This window comes from Methylobacterium sp. WL7, assembly GCF_008040085.1.
GTDB lineage: Bacteria > Pseudomonadota > Alphaproteobacteria > Rhizobiales > Beijerinckiaceae > Methylobacterium > Methylobacterium mesophilicum.
Genome location: NZ_VRVG01000112.1, coordinates 1 through 19,067, shown reverse-complemented (window position 1 = coordinate 19,067; position 19,067 = coordinate 1). Strand labels below are relative to the sequence as shown.

At 60.4% G+C, this 19,067-nt stretch carries 12 protein-coding genes and 2 pseudogenes; all 14 read right to left on the bottom strand.

Annotated features, from left to right (window positions below; all coding sequences use genetic code 11):
* Nucleotides 1-358: 358 nt before the first annotated feature.
* Nucleotides 359-965 (bottom strand): annotated as a pseudogene (locus FV233_RS22370) (transposase); the annotation flags it as partial.
* Between the two features lie 38 nt (nt 966-1,003).
* Nucleotides 1,004-1,411 (bottom strand): annotated as a pseudogene (locus tag FV233_RS22365) (transposase); the annotation flags it as partial.
* 423 nt (nt 1,412-1,834) lie between these two features.
* Nucleotides 1,835-3,991, bottom strand: coding sequence for a hypothetical protein (locus FV233_RS22360; protein WP_147898815.1), 2,157 nt, complete (start codon nt 3,989-3,991; stop codon nt 1,835-1,837).
* Entirely contained in the window at nt 3,988-4,725 is a 738-nt protein-coding gene (locus FV233_RS22355) for a class I SAM-dependent methyltransferase (RefSeq protein WP_147898814.1), read from the bottom strand. The genes FV233_RS22360 and FV233_RS22355 overlap by 4 nt, the downstream gene beginning before the upstream one ends.
* Nucleotides 4,695-5,795, bottom strand: coding sequence for a glycosyltransferase (locus FV233_RS22350; protein WP_147898813.1), 1,101 nt, complete (start codon nt 5,793-5,795; stop codon nt 4,695-4,697). The genes FV233_RS22355 and FV233_RS22350 overlap by 31 nt, the downstream gene beginning before the upstream one ends.
* A gap of 1,238 nt (nt 5,796-7,033) precedes the next feature.
* Nucleotides 7,034-7,990, bottom strand: coding sequence for a GDSL-type esterase/lipase family protein (locus FV233_RS22345; protein ID WP_147898812.1), 957 nt, complete (start codon nt 7,988-7,990; stop codon nt 7,034-7,036).
* Between the two features lie 216 nt (nt 7,991-8,206).
* Nucleotides 8,207-8,503: a hypothetical protein gene (locus FV233_RS22340; protein ID WP_147898811.1), complete on the bottom strand. Its 297-nt coding sequence runs from the start codon at nt 8,501-8,503 to the stop codon at nt 8,207-8,209.
* 177 nt (nt 8,504-8,680) lie between these two features.
* Entirely contained in the window at nt 8,681-9,883 is a 1,203-nt protein-coding gene (locus FV233_RS22335; RefSeq protein ID WP_147898810.1) for an HNH endonuclease signature motif containing protein, read from the bottom strand.
* A gap of 284 nt (nt 9,884-10,167) precedes the next feature.
* Nucleotides 10,168-10,770, bottom strand: a complete 603-nt coding sequence (locus tag FV233_RS22325; RefSeq protein ID WP_147898808.1) for a hypothetical protein — start codon at nt 10,768-10,770, stop codon at nt 10,168-10,170.
* A gap of 764 nt (nt 10,771-11,534) precedes the next feature.
* Entirely contained in the window at nt 11,535-12,443 is a 909-nt protein-coding gene (locus FV233_RS22315) for a hypothetical protein (RefSeq protein ID WP_147898806.1), read from the bottom strand.
* The gene (locus tag FV233_RS22310; protein WP_147898805.1) at nt 12,440-14,491 is read right to left on the bottom strand and encodes a glycosyltransferase; all 2,052 of its coding nucleotides are present in this window, start codon (nt 14,489-14,491) and stop codon (nt 12,440-12,442) included. Before FV233_RS22310 ends, FV233_RS22315 begins: the two co-directional genes overlap by 4 nt.
* 25 nt (nt 14,492-14,516) lie before the next feature.
* The gene (locus FV233_RS22305; RefSeq protein WP_147898804.1) at nt 14,517-16,412 is read right to left on the bottom strand and encodes a glycosyltransferase; all 1,896 of its coding nucleotides are present in this window, start codon (nt 16,410-16,412) and stop codon (nt 14,517-14,519) included.
* 3 nt (nt 16,413-16,415) lie between these two features.
* Nucleotides 16,416-17,105: a hypothetical protein gene (locus FV233_RS22300; protein ID WP_147898803.1), complete on the bottom strand. Its 690-nt coding sequence runs from the start codon at nt 17,103-17,105 to the stop codon at nt 16,416-16,418.
* A gap of 445 nt (nt 17,106-17,550) precedes the next feature.
* Nucleotides 17,551-18,885, bottom strand: coding sequence for an IS1182 family transposase (locus tag FV233_RS22295; protein WP_147898802.1), 1,335 nt, complete (start codon nt 18,883-18,885; stop codon nt 17,551-17,553).
* Nucleotides 18,886-19,067: the final 182 nt, after the last annotated feature.

Below are 19,067 nucleotides of genomic sequence, written 5' to 3'. Positions count from 1 at the left end.
ACGCCATATAGTTTTGGTTTAATATTAAAAAAGTTGATTTTTCTTGGATTGATCCCGGTAGAAGTAGTTGCTATTGAGCCCACGCGAGAAAGAGAGGCGGAATTTTTCGTTCTCCTTCGGAAATGTGAAAGTGTTAGTCTTAGCAGAGGAGCTACTTTCGTCACCCCGTTGGATCCTATTCACCATGGTCGCGCCCCTGTTAAACGGGTGAGGTTGCGAAGCCGCCCAGCGCATGCTCTTCGTGTCTTACTTACTGGGCAGACAGAGTAGGGCCAGTACCTGTCAAGACTGTCTGGTGGGGTAGTCGATCCATCAAATCGCAGCCAGAAGTAATCACCCAGGCCCGTAGTGGCGGGGTTTAAGCGCCGACGGTCGTGAGGATTGTTCGGAAGGGGCTGCGGCCTGTGAGGCGGGCAGTATCGACGACGGTGCGGATGTCGGCCTCGCCCTCGGCTGCCCACATCGCGCGGCAGCCGTTGGTCATCTTCCGCGGGATGACGGACGGGCGCAGCAGTCGCCCGCTGCCATTGTTGGTCGGCTCGACCGCGCCGGGGTAGGCGAGGAACACCAGCGGCTGATCGCGAGCCCGTTCGATCTTGGCCTGGAGGGATCGGGTCAGGTCGCAGCGGCTCGGCGTGGCGAGGATGGCTCCGAGCTGTCGATCCGGGCTCCGGCGCTTGGCGGCGAGCGTCGAGACAGCCAGATCGGAGATGCGCTCGGCCAGAGCGAACACGGATTGGAGCCAGAGCTGCAGACGCCAGGGGACGGGATCGTCGCTGGTCTCGACGACATAGGCCACGTCGCGGGCGAGATGGGCCAGGCAGGTCCGATGTTCGGCGGCGTGTCCCTTGCTGGGCGGTGTAGCGATCCGAGATCCACACTGCCGGCCGGTGGCCATCCATCATTTCCCGCACCACGACGGCACCCCGCGTCGGCGAGGCCGTGTGCACCACCGCGTCGGCCGAGTGTCGACCAGCGCTTGGCGCTTGCGGCCTTTAACCTACTTACCGGCGTCGTAGCCGTGCCGCCCGGCGCTCTCCATGGTTTTGACGCTCTGGCTGTCAAGCACTGCGGCGGACGGCGAGGCTTCGCGTCCGACACGCTCGCGATCAGCCATGACAAGGTGGTGATTGATACGGCCGAACAGCCCTGTGTCGCGCCAGCGGCTGAAGTAGCCAAACGTTGTCGATCGCGGCGGCAGATCCTTGGGGATCAGCCGCCATGCGATGCCGCCGCGCAGAACGTAGAAGATCGCGTTCAAGATCTCCCGCGGCGTCCAGACCGGAGGCCGACCACGTGGCTCAGGTCCTGGCATCAGCGGCTCGATCACCGCCCATTCGGCATCGGTCAGGTCGGTTTCATAGCGAAGGCCCGCGCGGCTATGCTGCCGCCGAGTGGTCGGTGTCCACATGGCGTTTCCAGGTCAGGCTTCAACAGCTTCTTAGAATCACCGCCATCCCGACCACTCAACCCCGCCTCAGACCCTTATCGGACAGGCTCTTAGGCGCGGAGCTGTCGATCATAAGAAGCGCGTTCATGCTGCCGCGCCGGCGCCGCTCGCTCAAGTAGCCCCATTCGTCCTGTGGTGCTGGAGGGGATCTTGCACGGCCCGAAGGTGTTCGCCGAGTACCAGGATAACAGTCCCGCGCCGTCGCAGGCGCCGCGGCAGCAGTTCGCTGAAACCTTCGCGCTACCGGTGCCGAAGCCTCATTGCGATAGGTCGGAGGACTTCCAGCAGCCCGAGGGCCACGACCTGCACTCAACAGCTGCAACGGCCAGCGGTGATCAGGTCCCTTCGTCGGGCGGCTATGGCAGACGGCATCCGCAAGGGATTTCAGCTACTTTTTCGCCGGCTCGATACTGTGAGGCCTGCCAAGAGGATCGCAGCTAGCGCCGAAACCGCGATGCCGGGTAGGAGACCGGCGGGTACGTAATGCAGCTTCAGTATGCCCCCCCCAGCCGGAATTATCGTTGACAAAAGGAAGTCGTTGACGATCTCGACCGTCAGCGGTTCGCCGTTCCAAGACGCGGAGTAGCCTGGGTACCACGCGCGCGCCCAGACGACGCGGCCGCCCGCCGGCGAGGCGATCTCGTATCGTCCCGACGCCGATCCCTCCGCCGCCGCGATGACCTGAAAGCCAGTCGGTCCAGCCGATAGCGTTCCAGGCAGGGCGGGTGCACTGGCCACCCGCTCGAACAGCTCGGCCGCCATACCGCTGCGCCGGGTCCAGTCTGGTCCGGCGACCGCGGCAAAACCGTCCGCGCGGGGCCCTTTTTCTGTCGCGACCCGAACCACGCGCGCGAGATCAAGCGTGGTAGCGCCAGTCACGGGATTTAAGCGTGCCAGTCGCTCGGCAGCCTCCGGGCAAGTCGTTCCTCTGGGCCACATACAAATCGCAAGGAAGCCCTGTGCTGGCATGGGTGAATAACCGCCGACTACCGCGGTTCCTAAGAGCAGTGGCGTATTGGAATGAGGCAACTCGGTAAACAAGGCGCTTTGCGCCTCCGGTGTCATCGGCGAGCGGTAGTATTCCCTGCTGTGGAGTACGAGAGTTGTGTCGCCCGGGTTCAGGGATGGAGCACGGTAGGCTGAGCGCTCCATCAATGCAGGCCAGGTGCCGACTTGGCCATTGAACGGCATGATCGTTGTGAGGACCGCGAACACGACGGCGTGGCTCGCCGCAATGACGGCGAGCCGCGCCGTCCCCTCGGCCCGCAGCGCCAACACGGCCGCGAGGGCAACGAGAGCTGTCAGCACGATCTGAATTGTGAGGAGGTCGGTATCGCGCGCGATCGCGACTGCGCCCCCAATCGCGATTAGAGCCAGCGTCGGGCCGGGGGCCCAGCGATCACGAGTCGCAAACCACGCCGCGATGACTGCGAAGCCAATCTGTACGTAAGGCAGGAAGCGGAATGGCCAGCGCAATTGCGAAACGCCCGGTGAGATAGCGAGCAATGCCAGCACGACAGTAACAGCCAGCAACATGGCGACACTGCGCCCCTCCGGGTTGTTTAGTCGTGCCCTGGACGCGTTCACCAGCGCAACTGGGACCCACCAGGAGATGTACTGGGTCGGCGGCCCGGCGTGCATCATCAAACCGCTAAACCCGAGCCAGGTCTCAGGCCAGACCGGCACGCCCATTGCCAAGAGCACACCGAGGGGTGCGTGCAGCATATCGTGCAATAAGCTTTCTGGCTGACGGGAGCTCGTCTCGATCGCGGCTGCGAGTGGCATCCAGGACGGAGCGGCGAGTAGTCCACCAAGCCCAACCGCTAATGCCGTGCGCCCGCACGCTCGCCAGTCGCGTCCCGCCCAAAACGCCAAACTGAGCCCTGTGCCAACACCGGCGATGAGCGCGGCGTCGGAAAACGGCCAGCCACTCGCAATCGTTAGGTAAACCGCGCCCGCTGCCGAAGGCACCAGGCCCGGTGTGCGGTAGGCACGGATCAGCGCGGCTGCGGCCCAAGACAGCCAGGCCGTGCTGACGAGGCCGGGGATCCAGGTGATGGCGCCCCAGTATATTATCCATCCGCTCGTTGCGGCAGTCAGCCCGGCCAGCACGGAAGCAGGTCGGCTCACTCCAACGAGGCGCGACAGGGCGTGTGTGCCGCCAGCGAGCAAGCCGATGTGGACGAGCGCGAAGAAGGCCGCGGCACGATCGAGCCTCTCGAATTGGTCGAGCACGAGGTAGAGCAACACAGTGACAGGATTGAATAGCGCGTATTGATACTCGGCAAGGAGCGCCCCCCCTTGGAAGAGGCGTGGGGTCAGGAAGGGCCACTCCCCCGCCTTGATCAGCCGGGCGATCTCAAGGAACCCAGGCAAAAAATAGGACTGGTAGTCGTCTGTGAAGTAGAAGGCGGGCTCATGGATGAGCGGGATTGCTGCGGTTGCGACGGCGAGAGCCGCCGTCAGCAATCCCCACCTCAGTTCGGCGCCGCGCGATAGGATGGCAGACGGCGACGCACCGTCGATGAGGCCGGCGCTCATCGGGCCCAGATCCCAATCACTGATTTGCCCGCTCGAAACCCCAGCCAGGGATCAAGACGGCGCGACAGCGGCACCATCAGCCGATCCCAGACAGCAATCTGTGTAGGGTTCGGCATTACACTCCGCAAAATGAGACGGTTGCCCAGCGAGGCACCGAACCCAACTACATCGAGGTAGTCGAGCCGCACCCGCCGCAAGTCCTTTGGTGCAGCCTCGTGCAAGGACGCGCGGGTGTAGCGCCGCTCGTGGCCTATCGCGGCATCGAAGGGCGAGTAGAGGAAAGGGTGGGCGGGCGAGAGCACAATGAGATGGCCGCCCTTCGCAAGCCGCGAAGCCGCGATCGCGAGCTCGCCGCGATCGTCGCAGATATGCTCCAGTACGTCGATGTAGAGGACGGTATCGAAGCACTCGGCGGGGCCGAGGTCACGGTTCGTTCCACGCAGCACCCGCGTACGCGCTGGCAGGCCACCCGATTCGATCTTTGTCGCGAGGCGAGCAGCAAAGCGCGCGTCGGGCTCTAGACATGTCCAGGCTTCGATGTCTTTTCGCGCGGAGAAGATATCTGCTGTCGCGCCCAGTCCTGCGCCGACGTCGAGTACCCGGCCGCCAACGTATGGCGCGATCGTGTCGGACCAGTAGCGCTTCCAATTGCAGGCGGCGCTAAAGAGTTCGAGTTCGCCTCCGACGTAGTTGGTTTGCGTCGTCAGGACGCCGCTCGCCGATCCGCTGGCCACTTCGCTTCTCCGTCGTTGGTCTCGTCCGCACGGACGTTCGGCGCGAGCAGAAACCAGTGCGCATCGCGGGCTGGCACGATCTCAGGCAATGCGCGTCGGTTGAGGTGGGCGGCGGCTGCCGTCGCCGCGAGCAGCGCCGCCTGGAAAAGCACGACGACGAGCAGCCCGGCTGCGTTTGTCGCCCAGCCGGGCATGGCGAGGTCGGTACAGAAACGAACGAGCACTACGATGATCATCGCCGAGACGACCCCACACCCAAATGCCGCGAGTGTCACGAGGAGGCGCACGAGGCAGACGTCTTCAAACACGGCGATGGCGTTCAGCCCGTGCCGGATCAGGGTCGTCGCATTCATCGTCGAACGCCCAGCGTAACGCTGGCCGCGGTCGAGGGGGACGCGGTGAAGCGGCAGTCCGGAGCGAATCAGACTCGCTGCAAAATGACTCCACAGCGCCGGAGCATGTACGAGACGTGACAAGTGTGCTGGCGGTATCGCGCAGTAGTGGCCGAAATCAATACACTGCCCGGTGCAGATGCGGAAAATAAGCTTGAATATCCCGTACCCGAGCGCGAAGCGGAAGCCTTCAAAGCGCCGGCGGCGCTGAGCGCAAATTACAGAATTGGGGTGGGCTTCAGCTTCCGCGACGAGGAGTGGGATGTGTTCAGGCTGGTCCTCACCGTCACCGTCCATGACGATGATGGCGCGATAGGCGCTCGCCCGCTTATGCGCCTGCACGAGACCGACCGCGATCGCACGCTGGTGACCGAGGTTGGTGGCGAGCACCAACGGCTGCAGGCGCAGCTGCTGCGCTGCGTTCTCAACCTCGGCAAGTACGTCCTCACCCGATTGCCAGGATCCATCATCGACGATGATGAGTTCAGCTCGGAGGTCGGCTTCAACGAGGACCGCTTCAATAGCGCGTGCGAGGATACCAAAGGCCGTCCAGTCATTGAAGACGGGTATGACAATGGCGATCGGCCGTTTGTCGCGCACAGATACGCAGGAAGTCCGACGGAGGGCCGAGAGTTCGCAGGAAACCCGCGCGAACCGTTCGGCCTCGCTCGGCTCCATGCTGGCTCCCACGATTTCCCCGCTCAAATCTGTCGCGTCAGCCGCGATGGTTGAGGAGTAGGGTAAAAATTTGGTTAAGAACCGTTCACGCGACGGTCAGCGAAGCACGTGTCAGGCGTGAGGTGTCGGCTCCCGGCTTGGTAACGAGGATTGAGATACCGGGCGTCTACCTACCAGCCTCGCGTTGTAGATGCCCTTGCAGCATGCCCCGCCCAATCTACCTGTTGATGTTCAAATTTTGCGCAACTTAGGAAGGCAACGCTACCGGGTGATCGGCGTGCAAGCCTCATTTCACCCGGTAAACTTCAAGACTGACCCCTTGCGTGAATAGATATCGACGGGAACCCCGTACAGCTGACCATCCCCGAAGCTGTGCTGCGTATACACTGAGAGATTGAGCGATGGATCCGAATAAATTGGACTACCGGTTAAATGTCGGACGTAAGTGCCACTCTGCTGTAGGCGTGCCAGTGATGCGGCCGATTTGATCGTTCTTCCGCCTGCGGCACAGCAGACCAGCGCCTACCCCTCTTATGTTTGTCGTTCAGGATCCAATCGGAGGTGTCCGATACAGGTAAGCGGCGCTCTGCTCGATACTCAATCATCGATAGAATTCAAAGCAGTTTTCCGACAGCGAGCGCAATGTATGATAAAGGAGGTATGACTAAAAAGCTTAGATAAATTAGACTTAATTGCGGTCTCAATAGTTAACCGTCGCTTGCATAGCGAGAAATACACTGTCGGCTCTTCAATTCCAAAAATCTCCATCCTCTCAAAGAATATTTAATCCAAGCCCGTCAATCTACCATTCTGATGAGATCGCGAGACGTCCGAATGAATATGCACAAGTCAAGGGACAGAGTGGTTGGCGCAATAAATCTGACGGAATGGTTCATTCTTGTTTTGATAGTGGTCCTTTGCGTCATTCCCTCCTATTATTCCTCAAATAAGATGTGGCAAAATGAATCTTTCACTACAGCGTTGACCCAAGGCAATCCGTGATGCGCCCTGACAGACAACAATCGAATAATGACACCTAGCTGCACCGGCCGGTGGTGATCAGGCCTTGTCGTCAAGCGGCTATGGCCGACAGTATCCGGAGGGAATTGCTGACATTTGTTCGCCGGCTTGGTACCATTTCGCCAGAAAACAGGATTCGGCTGTCGTTGATGCTGAAATGCCAGTTGATCGCTTGAGGTGAACGTATTGCAAGCTCGACACTCCCTTCCCGGTCCAAATTACTGTTGACTGTTGTCGGGCAAGTTCTGCCAGTCCGTAAGGCTGTGACTAGTTGGGTTGGTGTGAGCTTTCTGCCAGCCTGTGCGACCTTGCGTCAGGCCGATTTCCAAGAAGTGGATCAAGGGATTGATCCCGCTGACACGCACATCAGGGTTGGCATCGAGGTATCCGTCGGTACTAAACTGTCCGCTGGGGTCGCGTCCTTCCTTCCATCCGAGGTCCAGATAATGCCGTGCCAAACCACGTGGGTAATGACAGGCATCAGGGTACCAACCACGATAGTAATCATGGTCAAAACCCGGCAGATGATTGCAGAAAAACTCTTCCAGACGATAGTGGCTGCGAATATGATTGGAGATACGTAGGCTTAAACTGTCATATTCATATAGGTGTGTTCCATCAATGAAAACCGCGTCTTCGGCTAGCCCGAAACGTGAGCTGCGCAGTGGCGCAAAAGGATCAAAAAAATCCGCGCCTCGCCGCGCGCAGATCTCGCGCAGGGCGTCTGAGTAAACCTCCGACGCCAGAGGGGCTTGTTCTGCCAAGTCAGATTTTGGTCTGGGCGGTAAGGCGGCGACGAGGACGTCGAGGGTCCAGCTCCTGAGGCGGTCAATCACGCGTTCAGCATGTCGAGAAAAATTGGTCAGCGCTGGTTTAGAAAGTGGGGATCGTCGCCGAATATCGTTGGTGCCGATGATCAAGATCGACAGCGATCCTGGCACGGGAGTATGCAGCGAATCCAGCGATCGCGCATAGGATCGGGCTGTTGCCCCGGCGATGCCCAAATTCAGAGTTGGTCGAGGAAATTCGGGATGCAGAGTATAAGCTGCGTGCGAGTCCCCTGCCAATATAATACAACCACTTAATGCGGCATCGAGCTCCGTTTGGATGCGAACGAGATTTTGGCGCTCAAGCAAATTGCGGTGTAACAACTTACGAATTTTTGAGTGCAACATCGGAGCTATCCGGGCCTTAGCGCTTTGCGCTGGTTCAATGAATTGGCGGGAGTGATATATTGCGTAGCTCTCGTTTTGTTGCGGACTTAAAAAACAATGACGCTCCTTAAAATGATGAACTTTGCAGTAAAATTGTGACTCGGCTGCCCATTCGCATCGTGAGCTAGAGCACTGCTTCATTTATCCTTCAACCAATTCGGACGTTACGCAGAGGGTTCAGCTGACGAGGTCATTGAGCCGACGGATTGCGAATTTGCGACGCGACAGCGCACGGCGCTCGTAGCGATCCAGACTTTCAAGCTGACGGAGGAGTTCCAGGAGGGATTCTGCAGGTGGAGGGGCTTCTTCTTTCGCTTTCCATCCCGGAGCGAGAGGGGTGTTCCGCTGCAGCGTCGTTTTGAATGTCCGGACACGCCGGAGCTGAAACTCGGCATCGGCAACATCGCGAGCGGCCTCCAGAACGGCTGCATCGGTATGGCCCGGGCCCGCGATCAGCTCGGCGAGCCGCTCCAACTCCGGCGATGTCCCAGGGTTTGGGTCGGTCGCCGTAAGGCCGTGCTTGCGAGCATTTTGTCTCGAGCGATCCTTACCTGCCCGTGTGCGTGGACCGGTGCTAGCCTGAGCGTTTCGGCGATTGGCATGAATGGCGGGCTCAGAGGTCATTGCAGCGTCGATCGTGGGGCTGGCGCGTCATGAGATATGAGCGTCGTCAGCATCGATAACGTCCGCGGTGGCGGTGCGAACCTGCTGAGCAAAGCTCGCCCTCTTGCGTTCGATCTCGCGTACGAGTGCGTCCCGCCGTTGATCCGCTGACAATGATAGTCGATCGATGCGTTCGATCGCTGGAAGGTTCATCAAAAACCCATGCGCTCTAACATCCTCAACTTTAAGGCCGCGTTTTTGCAGAATTTCCTCAACTCGTTCTGTTTCGATCTCGTCGCCGGCCATCCAACCAGCCGCGAGGTACTCCGCGGAGGGGCCTCCAAACGTGGATAAATCCAGAACGTTCGTGCCTTGAAGTCCTGGTTTGATCAGCTCTTCGACGGCTTTCAGCTGAGCTTGAACCAAGATCTGTCCTCGCCACCGGCGCAGCCGTTTGGCCTCCCAGATGAGGTCGATGATATCCTTGACCCAAATTGCTTCGATCACGTCGGCGGGTTCGACCTGCTGCACGATGCTGCGCAAGAGGGCGTCGTACTGCTCCTCATTATCGCCCGGCAATAGGGGACGATCGGCAAACAGGAAATCGAGATGGGCCGGAATCGCAGGCAGGATCTCGCCTGACGCGGGAGAATTCCTAACACGCTCGTCAGCGTTTTTCGGTTTCACCGTCGTCGGTCGGTTTGCCATCTGATTCGCTGTTCCTGCCTCGTTCTCTTTAGCGGAAGGTTTGGGGCGGAGACAAAGCCGATCCTTCGGTTCCATTGCCGCATCCACCGGGAATCGTTTCGTATTGCAGCTCACGGCCCTCCACTGCCTAGATCTTGACTTGTTATCGGCTGGAGCACGATCGGGAGCCTCGCGGAGGACTACGGTGCCGTTGATTTTTCGCTTGAGAGCGCATCCACGCGAGCCTGGTAGCGGCCGTGTGACGACGACCGCGCCCAGATGGCGGATCTTCTGCCGCTTGGCTTCAGCGGCGCGGGCGTGGTCGTCGCGCGTTTTCTCGCGACCGCAAGCCTCGTGCGCCGGTCCCATATTCTCGATGTCATCCGTACCACCGAGCTCGAGGGCTCGTATGTGCTCGACGATCCAGCGCTCGCGCACGCCGTCGATACGTTGGCCGCAGATGACACAGGTGCCTGCCGTGCGTTCCCAAGCTTGGAGCCGCCGACGCCCCGATAAGGACCGGCGCTGCGTGGTGCCGACGTCCTCAGGAACGACGAAGGGCATCGTGGCGCTCACTGCGGGGAGTTGGGCGGTCAACAAGTGCCTTGAGCGCCCGGTGGGTCAGGTGTTCCCAGTCGCACAGGAGTTGCTCATAGCGCTCGATCAGCGCTCGGAGCTCCGCGTCCTCCTGGCGGGTTACGAGCTTCACCGGGAGGCTTAACGAGGCCACTGTCGGGCATGCGGGATCAGCCGCGCGCCTGCGCGGGCTCTTCTTGGGCATGGTGCGCCTCCACACACAGGTTGGATGATGAAGAGTTTGGATGGGGCGGTGCGCCCCCGCCGCCGGCTCAGCGCGGCGCCGAGATCAAATTGATTGCCGGATCAGGAAAAGTCCGCCCGCCTGGGTAAAGCCGTAAGTTCGTCATAGGAGTTTGCGGTGATGGGTCACCGAACCGCATAGCCCTCCCCTCCCCTTCCGCCGCTCTCAAGGGCGGAAGCCCACCACGGCGCGTATCCTTTCGTTTCGGCTCAATAAGACCCTGCTCTCGCGTCGCAACCAAGAGTCGAGCAGCCTTGGCGGCCTGCCACGCGGCGGTGAGCCCGACCGACATACTGACGGACCAAGCGGCGCCGGTGCGGAGCTTATGCGCCTTCGCTGCCACAACGGCTGCTGCCATGATGGTGGCATGGACGAAGGCGCCAGCCGGGGTGACGAGACGGGTGCGGCGGATGCGTGTGAGGCCCTGGATCAACGAGCGCGCCGAAATGATGCCAGGGGCTGTTCGGGTGCGATCGCTACGAATGTCGCAAAGAGCAGTGTTCCAAGAGATGCAGCGCTTCAGGAACATGGCGCAGATCCGTCGTTTTTCGATGGATCCGACGATATCTAACGGATTTTGATTTATCAAGCGCTTTCTGTCTGAATTGGCGTTTTTCGACGGCTGGGGCATACCGAAGGCATGATCTCACCCGCTCAATGTCGCGCTGCTCGCGGCCTGCTTTCCTGGACTCAAGCCGATCTCGCGAAGGCGGCATCTGTCGGTGTGGTGACGGTACGTCAGTTCGAGGGCGAGAACGGTGTTCCGCGATCGGCAACGCTTACAGTCCTACGTCAAGCGTTCGAAGCGGCCGGCGTCGAGTTCATCCCGGCAAACGGCGGCGGACCAGGGGTGCGGCTTCGGGAAAACCGCGGAGGCTGAAGAGACGGACGGGCGCAGGCGGCCCAAGTAAAGACCCGGCCTCGACCACTTCGAGGGCCGTTCCCAGGCCAGTCGCACCAGACGCGCTGAAAACCTGTATCGCTTGCAACTTTCTCGGTTGCGTCGGCACTCGGACCGCGGCAGAAATAAGAACGAACCGACAACACCGGATCCGCTGTCGCCTAAACCAGGAGTTTGCTGTGGCGAAGAGGTCGCGCTCGCACGCGCTGGAGCCGCGCGAGCCGCAGGCGGTATCGACGGATGTTTGGTCCCGCCGTGTGGTGATACATCTGGTGCCACATGGAGGGACGCGCTATGGGAGAGATTCTCCACGGCAGCGCCACAACGACTGAGCTGCCGCTCGGTGGCACGAGGCACCTGCCGCCACGGCAGCCACAACACGCTCGCGTAAGTCGACGGACAGAGGTGAAGGCATCGGCATGCTCCTTCGCCCGACAACGCGCCACCCGCTAACCCGTCGCAAGCCGCCCGGAACCGGCTCTAACTCCAATTGATCATATGTGGCTTCGCGTACAAATCCGGACTGCACCCGCTGGAAAGATCTCCGCAACTCGAGCCTCAGTTTCACGGAGATCCCACAACCGAAGTTCGGCATAGCGGATTTGGGCAGTATCGTCGTGAAAAGAAGCATAACAATTTTCAAATGCTGCAAGTAACGTATTGAGCGTCGGCCGCATATGGGGGCTAACCTCTGCCGCCTTGCGATCAGTCGCGCTACTCGGGTCCGGAGTTGTATCCACGTCCAGAGTGATTTCAGCGTGGCAGTTGGCCTGCGTTGTCTCAAGAGCATTCACCAGAAGCGCGATCTCATCGTGTGTGAGCCTGAGGAAATAACATAGCCGCCGCGCAGGCTTGTACTGCTCGTCGCCCTGAAGGTTGGGCAACAATGTGATTGAAAACGGATGTCCAGGTTTCGAGGGTAAATTGTGAATATGCCGGGACGGAACAGCGCGCAGGCATGCAATTTCCAGGGTCTTGGAGGCTGAGGGCTTCGCCACGCGGCCCTCAAGTCGACCATTTGTGCGGTAATGGAGGAGCGGGTTTACGCCTGAGGCCGCTATATCAGGATACCGGATCAGGTAAGACGCGCTGCTAAAACCTGGATTTGGGTCTAGGCCCGCGGCGGCACCAAATCGGATGTAATGCCGAACCGGATCGAGCCGTGTCGGACCGCTCTGATCACGAAAGAACGCGGTGTCAAAATCTTCGGCTGCGTCGCGGTTCTGCGACGCCCCGCGCCAGACATAATGCAAGAAGGGGTCGATCCCCGACGCCGCTACGTCTCTGTTGTTTTGAAGATAAAATTTTCCGTCGAATAGCTTGGGTACGCGCCCAATTAAGATGCGACGGATCAGCGTGGACGCGCTTTTAGTAGCGGCCCGGATAAAGTGTGATTGAGTCATGCGAAGGTCGGCGCCTCGCACAGCCGCCGCAGCTTGTCGGCGAAGGCGGCCGGCGCACAGTCCTGCGCGACGTACTCCAGGCCACTTTGTTGCACCCGTGTCCAGATTTCTGCATTGTTGTGCAGTTGTACTAAACCGGCCGCACAGTCACTTGGATCGCGCCAATCACGTACGACGAAACCTGCGCCCTCAGGCCAGCCGACCTGCTCGGCCAAGATTGGGGTTACCATGCAGGGCAGCCCCTGTGCGATCGCGGAGTGAACTTTGTGGGGCATGCCTGCGGCAAAACGGGTGGGTGCGATGCAGACTCGAGCCCGATTAAACAGCGGCGCTGGATCGGGAACGCGTCCTATCACCGTTACACCTGGTGCCACTAGTCGCCGACGGACCTCTGGTGCAACCCGACCGATTATCGTAAATTTCGCGTTTGGAATGGCACGGCGCAAACCCGGCCACACGGCGTCTAAAAACCAGATCAGCGAGTCGGTGTTTGGCGAGGATTCCTCCGCGAGCGAACCGATGAACACGAAGCCGCTGCGATCGCCGAATTCGGGGAGTTTGTCAGCGGGCGGGTCGAAGGCGTGGCCGAGAACGGAGGTGTTCGAGACACCGTAGCTTTCCAGCAGGCGAGCTTCCGCATGCGAGACGCAAACGACATGGTCTGCTTGGACAAAGTTGCGAGTTTCGCGCCGTGCCCGCGCTGCGAGTGCCGCACCGGTTCCATATCCATCTCGGAGTGTTGATTCTAAGAAATCACGTAGGCAAAACAGCGCCTCAGAGTCGAAAATTACGCGGCTGCGAAAGATGTCGCGTAGCTGAAGATCGCGGCTTTGAAACGCTTGACAGACCAGATCGATGTTGTGAGGCCGGCTTACCCAGAGGAGGTCGTAGTGGTCAGATCGTTCTTCGATCAGACGAGCCAAGCCGATACCCTCCTCGGCATCGAGGACCTCGACTGTGTCAGGCAAATCGCGGTAGCGCTGCGCAATTTCGGGATCGTCGCGATACACCGGATAGATAGTCACGTGGTAGCCGAAGCGGGCCATAGTGGAGATGATGAAGTTAGCCCGCGGCATGCCTGCGCCGAGATCGATGTGGGGTACTGCATCATCGATAAAGAGCACCTTGAGCGCCCAGGAGTCGTGCGTTCGGTCGCCGAAGCGCGGCGGAGCACCTACCTGCGGGAACAGCCATGACCGGTGTCGCTCAAGAAAGCGCTCCCGATTACGATCTATGAGCGCCTCGACCTCCGATCGCACCGGAGTGGTCGCGTTCTCGAAATGGATCGCACTCGCTCTCGGCTGATAGACGACCCGACGGCCAGCCTGATGGCAACGTACGCACAGGTCTGTGTCCTCGAAATACGCAGGAGCAAAGAGGTCATCGAAGCCGCCGAGATCGTCGAACAGCGTGCGGTCGATAGCCATCACCGCGCCCGAGACGTACCCGACGTCCCGCTGGAACGCACCTTCGGGTAGAAGCGGATTGGAGTTCCCGCGCCCATATGGATGGGTCACTTGTGCATCGTCCCGAAAGAAGGCGCCGCACTCCTGGAGATAGCCCCCGGGGAAGACGAGATGTGCGCCCACGATTCCGACAGTCGCGTCCGCAAAGGGTTCGACGAGAGCGCCGATCGCGCCTGGCATAAGATCGACGTCGGGGTTGAGGAACAGCAGATAGCGGCCGCGTGCCGCGGCGGCGCCGCGGTTGCAAGCCGGCCCGTAGCCTAGGTTTTTCGTGTTGCGTATTACTTCAACGCCGTCGAGCTGATCGAGCACTGTCTGAGTATTGGAATCCGAAGCGTTGTCGACGACGATAACCTCAAACGAAGCTCCGGCAAAAAATTGCTGGGTGGCTAAGCGGTAGAGGGTAAGTGTCAGAAGGTCGCGGGTATTGAATGAGACGATCACAATCGAGACGGCTGGATCTGGCACCGCCGTGAAGGTTATGCGGACGCCGTTGCGTGCGAGTGCGTTGCCGATAAGCCGCGCTTCTACGATTGCAGCTAGCCGTCCATAATGAGGATCAACCGTTTCGATCTTGCTCATTGGTGCCCGTCAGCGTGTCCGCGGGCTAGGCCGCGAGGGTCAGACGACCGATCAGATCGTCGCTCAGCAGGAGGAGAACCTGAGGGCAAGGCAGCGCATTGAGTTCCGTAGGCGCTGTCATCAAGGGGCTGGATTCGCTGGTGTTGATCGGTGCGAACGTCAGCGTCACCGGAACAGGGGTAAGATCCATCCGCTCTGCCTCAAAAGCGAGCCTAGGAGGGCGTGCCAAGGCGGTGATGCTGGCCAGCCGCGTTTCCCGTATCTGCCCTGTGGCTGCGACGACGAAGGCGGCTGTCGGTCTGCGACCGGTGAGGAGGAAGCTTGGTACGCAGGACACGATAGTGATCCCATTCGCTCCAACTCCGACCGTGCGCCCCTGAGCGTCCCAGTCAGCGTGAACGTCTGCGAAGAAGGCGGCGAGTGCTTCGCGAGCCGCTTGGGGCAGAGTGCGGCTCCGGACCCACTCTGGGGCGAAACTGACCGAGGCTCCCCGGACGCTCAATGACGACAGCGGCGAACCAAGAGGCGAGCCATTCGCCGATGAAACCTTTGCAAACCAGCGCCTGCGCACTGGAGTGTACTCCGTTGCCCGGGCGGCCGCGGGCGATGGATTCTCCGTCGCTACGAGTGTGCTGCTCTCCTCATCCTTGGTTGGGAGCGAGCGCAAGGAGCGCTCTTCCCAAAGAAAAATCGGGCCGAGGCTCACACCTCGGGGTATCGATGACTCTGCCTCACCCTGTCGGGGTTTAGAATGTGATGGGCGGCGAGGAATTGTGGTGAGCCATTCGGCCTCACAGGCTGCAGCAATGGCGTTGTAGCGGAAAAGCAAGTCTGCGCTGGCCTTTCCCAGCGCTGCAAGACCGTTAGCGTCTTTGTGTAGGCGCAAAATCGTTGCGATCGTGTCAGAGACTCCGCCCAACCGATGAGCGGGGTGGTGCGCGTCAAAGCCCTCGAAAGCGATCTTGGTGCCGATCACGGGCAGACCCATGGCTAGGGCTTCGGCGACTTTCATCTTGAGACCGCTTCCCAGCAGCATCGGCGCGACGACCGCGTCGACACCCTCATAGAACGACTCGATGTCGGCGGCGTAGCCCGCTAGACGCACGCCAGGTAGATGAAGATTTTCGAGGCTGCCACAGATCTCGCCTGCGATCACGAGGACCGGCAGATCGCGCTGCCAGACGGCAGCCCATGCGTGAGCAAATTTGCTGATCGAGAAGAGGTTCGGATCATTGCCGTGTCCGATAAACCCGAGCTTCTCAAGCTGTCGGGGGACGCGGAGTGGCCGCTGCTCAGAAAAAAGGGGCGGCAGGAGGCGGACGTCTCGATCTACAAGTCCCCGAAAATACGCGGCCTCTACCGCTTGGATGGCGAGGACAACGTCAGCCCGCGATAAACCCGCCGCCTCCGATGCCCGATCCGTGTAGAAGAAATTTGGCTCACTCCGGAAGGGCCGGTATTGAAGGTGCCGATCGGCGAACCGGTCGTGAGTATCGATGATCCGCAGGATGCCTGCAGGAACCATATCAAGACATCGTGAGAGGAAAACATAATTGATAACAACTGCGCTAGTCTCGGGGTGATGCGAGAAATACCACGAAATAAAGTCAGCCACTTGGTCGGGGCACCATGCATCAATCGAAAAACCACCGGACCAGGTCTTTAAGGGAATGGTCGAATCAACAGGAATCGAAAACACGTGACGGAACGCAGTCTCCATCGCCGCAACATCGGTCGGCGGTTGCTGGCCGAAGCGGCGGTAGATCTGATCCTCGTGCTGCAGATAGGCAAAATCGACCGCAAATCCGCCTCTTTGCAGCGCCTCACAGGTAGCAACAAGTCGGCGACGATTGCCTGCGCTAGTCGGAAAGGGCGGCATGGGTGCCAAGACCAAGACCGCCGTTTTGTTGTCGCCAACCATCGCTTAGGCTGCTTCGATAATTCGGGCCGCCGCGTGCCGGCCGTTTCCAACAAGGAGCACAGTGTCGGCGCCGCCCACGTCAACAGGTGCGCGCAGAGTCATCGCGATCTTGACCTCCGGCCCCGTGCGGACTTTTGCGGACTGTATAAACTCGCAGACATAACCCGCTGCAGCACGTGCAATAAGACTGAAAGGTACGAAATCGAGGCCTGACGCCACGACTGTGCCGGTACGGCTGTCTGGGCGTGTAAGTTGGCGTTCATCCGTTTCGAGGCAGATTGCGTCCAATGCAGGTGCAATTACAGGCAGCAATAGTTGAAGGCTGCCTGCGTTCCGTGGTTCTATAGCGGCAATCACCGCGCGCGTGAGTACAAGAATCTCGCCTGCGGTCAACAACGCTGGTTCGGCATGTAACCGGAAAGTGCGGTCATGAATGTGGGTTCGGACCGATATGGAAGAAAAGTCGCCGAGAAAATCACTGTGAAGCGGACGGAGCACTAAGAGGCAGCAGGGGCAAGCGGACCTATCTCCGCTGAAGCCCGTGATAGCCCACGTTAATATTTCAATATTGGAAGGGCTCAAAATTTCCAAAGGAACTGCACTTGAAGCTTCCATCGAAATGCGCAGCACTGCGACTTGGCCGTGCACCAACACAACTGAAGCTAGATCTTTTTTGTCGTTGCCTTCTGTCATTGAGCAGCTAGTTGTCTGATATTTAATACTTTTAGCGTTTGACCATGGGCTGGGCCTCGAGGCCCTGTTAGCCTGGTCCGGCGAGACTGGCTCGACCTAGAAGCATGCGTATCACACATATGACCTCAGGAGAGCAATAGGCCCAATGTGCCCATGCGACTTTTGCTCTTAAGTAATTGAACTGTATGATAAAATTGCGCCATTAATAATGCTACGTGAGCTACGAGCAGCTCCGGGCGCATTTGCAGCTCTTCGTGAATGCCTACAACATGACGTCGGCTCACGGCGTCGCGCGGCCTCACGCCATACCAGTACGTCCTGGAGACTCGGACGAAAGAGGTCGAATGCTCGGGGTCTATCGTCGCCTAGGAGCCCGTCCGAGTAACGAGTTTACGCGGTGGGATGAGGGTGGAAGTGTGGGCAGACGTGGGCGTCGGCTTTGGGCTCAGTGACTGGCCTTGGCCAGCTTGAGGAGGTTGTGGGCGGTGCAGATCATCGCCCATTCGCCCCGGACTTGCTCGAGGCCCCGGAGCAAGAACTGCCGGCAGCCTCTGGCCTGCTTGATCTGCCCAAACACCGGCTCCACGACCTGCTTCCTCAGGCGGTAGCGGCTCCGGCGGCCAGCCTGCTTCAGCCGCGCGGCCATCGCACGCATCAGGGGCGTCTTTGTCAGCGTTCGACGACCGGCCGCATCCGCCTCGCCGTGACGCGCCCGACCCGGAGCCAGATAGGCGGTGATCCGCCGCTCCTTCAGCGCGGCCAGGTTCGCCTCGTTGGCAAAGCCTGCATCGCCCGAGACCTCGCACGGCTTACGCCCGAGATGAGCGCGGACGTCGTCGATGAGCGGCACGAGGGCGCGGGCGTCGGCGGCGTTCGTCACGAGGCGATGCGCCACGATGATCTGATGCGCGGCATCGACGGCGATCTGCCCGTTGTAGCCCTGCACGAACCCGTCGCGCGTGGGCAGGATGCGGCTGTCCGGGTCTGTGAAGTTGCGCTGCGTCCGATCTGGCGGACCGCCGTCCTCACCACGTAGGGGTCGACCCTGCCAGCGCATGCCCGAGGACGCACCCGGCCCGCTCTCGTCCTCCGGGGTGGGCGGATCGACCGCTTCCGCTTCCAACGCGGCCTTCGCGGCGCGGATCGTCTCCAGCCGTCGCTGCTTGTCGGCCATCCAGTCCGGTGTCTCGTCGCCCCGTCGGTTCGCGCCCTGCACCGCATCCTCGGCCGCGTCCGCCTCGCGCGCCTGCTCCAGCCAGGCGTCGACCTCGGCGGCCAGCGCCGGCTCGGCCGTCTTCATGCGTCCGTAGCTCATCGCCTTGTGGCGAGAGGCGTTGGCCTTCACCTTGGTGCCGTCCACCGCCACGTGGGCGAACCGGACCAAACCGGCCGCTCGGCACAGGCGCAGCACCTGCACGAAAAGGTCCGACAGGGCCACGAGGTGACGCTTGCGGAAGTCGGCGATGGTGCGGAAGTCCGGCCGGTTCAGGCCGGTCGCCGCCATGACATCGACCCGCTCCTCGCAGGCGCGGGCGAGTTGGCGCGAGGAGTACAGGCCGCGGCTGTAGCCGTAGAGCAGGAGCGCCACCATCATGCCCAGATGGTAGGGCGGGTAGCCGCGCTCCTCGCTGTAGGTATCGAGGATGGCCGAGAGGTCGAGCGCCTCCCGCACCGTGTCGCGAACGAAGTGCGCCATGTGCCCGGGCGGCACGAACTCGTGCAGCGAGGGCGGCAGCAACCAGCCCTGATCCACATCCCAGGAGCGAAACACCTTGGCCATGAGCCGAGTGAATCACCCTCCGGCCCCGCCGTCGAGAGGATTACTCGGACGGACTCCTAGTTGTCTGGATGCGAGACCTCCTTGGCATCTGCAACGACGCAGAGGGCGCGTTTGATGATAGTAGAACTGGGCGGTCTGTAGGTTGGGTTGGCCAATGCGGGATCGGCTTCGAGACGCTGGCG

Excerpts from the sequence above, each read along its gene's own strand:
- FV233_RS22360 (WP_147898815.1), bottom strand. The coding sequence starts at position 3,991 with ATGAGCGCCGGCCTCATCGACGGTGCGTCGCCGTCTGCCATCCTATCG.
- FV233_RS22350 (WP_147898813.1), bottom strand. The coding sequence starts at position 5,795 with ATGGAGCCGAGCGAGGCCGAACGGTTCGCGCGGGTTTCCTGCGAACTC.
- FV233_RS22345 (WP_147898812.1), bottom strand. The coding sequence starts at position 7,990 with ATGTTGCACTCAAAAATTCGTAAGTTGTTACACCGCAATTTGCTTGAG.
- FV233_RS22335 (WP_147898810.1), bottom strand. The coding sequence starts at position 9,883 with ATGCCCTTCGTCGTTCCTGAGGACGTCGGCACCACGCAGCGCCGGTCC.
- FV233_RS22325 (WP_147898808.1), bottom strand. The coding sequence starts at position 10,770 with ATGCCCCAGCCGTCGAAAAACGCCAATTCAGACAGAAAGCGCTTGATA.
- FV233_RS22315 (WP_147898806.1), bottom strand. The coding sequence starts at position 12,443 with ATGACTCAATCACACTTTATCCGGGCCGCTACTAAAAGCGCGTCCACG.
- FV233_RS22310 (WP_147898805.1), bottom strand. The coding sequence starts at position 14,491 with ATGAGCAAGATCGAAACGGTTGATCCTCATTATGGACGGCTAGCTGCA.
- FV233_RS22305 (WP_147898804.1), bottom strand. The coding sequence starts at position 16,412 with ATGGTTGGCGACAACAAAACGGCGGTCTTGGTCTTGGCACCCATGCCG.
- FV233_RS22300 (WP_147898803.1), bottom strand. The coding sequence starts at position 17,105 with ATGACAGAAGGCAACGACAAAAAAGATCTAGCTTCAGTTGTGTTGGTG.
- FV233_RS22295 (WP_147898802.1), bottom strand. The coding sequence starts at position 18,885 with ATGGCCAAGGTGTTTCGCTCCTGGGATGTGGATCAGGGCTGGTTGCTG.